The 2,529-nt window shown below is 49.3% G+C and carries 2 protein-coding genes; both read right to left on the reverse strand.

Annotated features, from left to right (window positions below; genetic code table 11):
* Positions 1-126: 126 nt before the first annotated feature.
* Positions 127-1,170: a hypothetical protein gene (locus ACJROR_RS14585; RefSeq protein ID WP_406547734.1), complete on the reverse strand. Its 1,044-nt coding sequence runs from the start codon at positions 1,168-1,170 to the stop codon at positions 127-129.
* A 646-nt stretch (positions 1,171-1,816) separates the two neighbouring features.
* Positions 1,817-2,044 (reverse strand): hypothetical protein, encoded by a 228-nt coding sequence (locus ACJROR_RS14590; protein WP_406547735.1) that lies wholly within the window; start codon positions 2,042-2,044, stop codon positions 1,817-1,819.
* Positions 2,045-2,529 lie beyond the last annotated feature (485 nt).

The following is a 2,529-nucleotide window of genomic DNA, read 5'->3' on the forward strand; positions in this document are numbered from 1 at the left end:
TGCATGAAGCTATGTCTCACCGTTTTTTTGCGATCAGCTTAAGTGTGTTACAGCTGCGGTGCCGCACTCCAGCCAAGGACGCAGCAAGACCAGGAGATAACTTTAAACTAAGGAGATCTTCCGATGTTATGCCCCGGCCGGAACTGAAGGAGCCCGAGCTTTTACTTTTTCAAGAAGAGGATTAGGCCATTCCTTCATAAGATCCCGCACATAATCCGGGGTTACCTGAAACTCTTCAGCAACAAAATCCACGATGTCTTCATCAGTTTTTCCTAGTTTTTTCAGGGCCTTAATTACTGCCAAAACCTGAAGTTTCTGCCCCCAGCGCTCTAATCCATTCATGATGTTAACCTCCTTGGAATTTTTTTCGTACATAAACTCAAAGTGTGTATAAGCGGTGATAAAGCTCGCGGTGTCCAAATCAGTACTTTCGCGCTCCTCAATCACTTCAGTGACCTTGTCATCATTCTGGTATTTGACGACCTTAAGGGCAAATCCCAGAGAGGTGCTGAATTTCGCAAAATCTTCGTCCTTTATCTCTGCGGGAGACACGATGTTAAGCCGGTAATTGTTTACGTACTTCAAAAGCCTCTTGTTTTTTATGTCCAGAATATTGTAGAGATTGCGCGGGGCTTTCCAGGGCTTGCCGCTCAGGTTCAGCACCAGCGTAATGACGGGCTTCAGCTTATCGTCTTTTCTCATGCCGGACAGAAATTCCTCGCTGCTTCTGATCTTAGCGATGCGTTTTCCGGACGTCAAATTCGCATTATTATTTTTGCCGGCATCACCGTTATTATTGTCCGCATTTTTTGCTTCCTGCTCGCGCAAGCTGCTGAGATTGGAAATCTGAGTCGCATAGCTAAGGGCATCATAAAGCATGTTTCTTACTGTCATGCCGTAATGAATTGTGCTTTGCGGTTCCAGTCCCAGAAGCACAAAGACTCCGTCTTCGGTTTCCCCGGCGTTCCAGAGCTTCAGAAGGTCGCGATGCTGCTGCACCGCGGTGTTTTTCTTTTTCCCGAATATCATGGCCACCTCTGTGGAATCCATGGGGCTGAGTTCCTCGGGCTTAATGACCTTGTCGCCGTCAAAAAGAAAGAAGTTAAAGGCGTCAGCAAAAAAATGGGGCTTGGCAAAGTACAGCTTTGCCGCGGTATCTTTTTCTCCCAAGATAGTCCTCCTTATTAAAGTGATGTCAATATAAAACATTTTGAGTGATTGCTCATGATTGGTATAGAAATTGTAGTGCTTTCAGGAGAAATGTAAACACTTTTTGCAAAAACAGTCAGAAAAACACAATTTTCAGGCGGAAAGATCCCTGATTTAAAGGATTTTGCTTATTTTTTAACCAGTTTTAGCATGGTAATTTGCAGGGAGATATGATTTTCAGGAGGTGAGATTGATGTTTCGGGGCTTAAAAGGAATCCGGTTTTAAATTTCCAGCCGGAAAAGCGTTCCGGAAAGCCCTCTTGAGGCTGCTGGGGGCCGTGTCAGCGGAAGGCGCAGTCAGAATCCGGGATGCTGAAATGATATCCGGAGAGTGATTAAGAGCGTCATGCCATACGGAGCGCATTTCGGGAAGATCGGGCACAGGCTGCCGGTTCTTCGGCCCGTTAATTCCCTCTTTGCTTCCTGACGCTGCCGCAATCAGGACTCCCGCTTCATTTTGATGCGGAGTCTCCGGTCAAGGCCGTCAGCCCGTTCCGTTCTGGTTTTGATCGCTGTTTCAGGGTGGCCATGGAAGCGTAAACCGGGAGATGATCTTTGGCCCGGGTAATGGCGGTGTACAGAAGCTCCGGGTGGTATTGCCCCCGTTTTATTCCGGGATCACTATGGCCGTATGGACGAATTCCGATCCCCGGGACTTATGCGCGGTGAGGACATAGTCAGCAGCCAGACTGGGGATCATGGAAAACGGCAGGGAAAGATACCGGGCGGGCTTCGGTGTTCCTGCGCTGCTGACATCGGTATTCCCGTCTGCAGCGCTGCTGGCACCTGGATTCCCGGCCTCTTCGGCGCTGTAAGCTCCGGTACCGTCAGCCATTTTCCCTTCCCGCCATCCCCCTTCCCCTTCCCGCAAAGATCCTCCTCATCGGGAGAAACCGCGGCATTTTCGGAGGATCCGGTCTCCGCCCGGATCCTCCGGGAACCGGGATAGATCGGAGCCCAGCCGGCAATGGTCACGCTGCCGTTATGAAGACCCGATCCCGGTTGTTATCGGCGGCCAGGAATACCTTGTTGTGATTCCGGTTCTCGTCCGTATCCCCTTGTCCGTATACTGTGCATTTTCTCAATTTCCGGAATTTACAGACGTCTTTGGCCGTTTACAGACGTCACTGGCAGCAGGGATCAGGATTGCCATAGTTCTCGGTTAGCATATTTCCTTATCTCGGCGCTGCTTTATCTCCAGGCACGTTTCGAATTTACTTCAGCTTTTTCCCTGCAACGGTGCATTCCTTTTTGCAGAAACAGATGCCGTAGGAATGAACTGCTTTAATATCCTTTCTTTTGAGGTACGGGTCGGCATAT

Origin of the sequence: Succinimonas sp., from assembly GCF_045225735.1 — a bacterium.
GTDB lineage: Bacteria > Pseudomonadota > Gammaproteobacteria > Enterobacterales > Succinivibrionaceae > Succinimonas.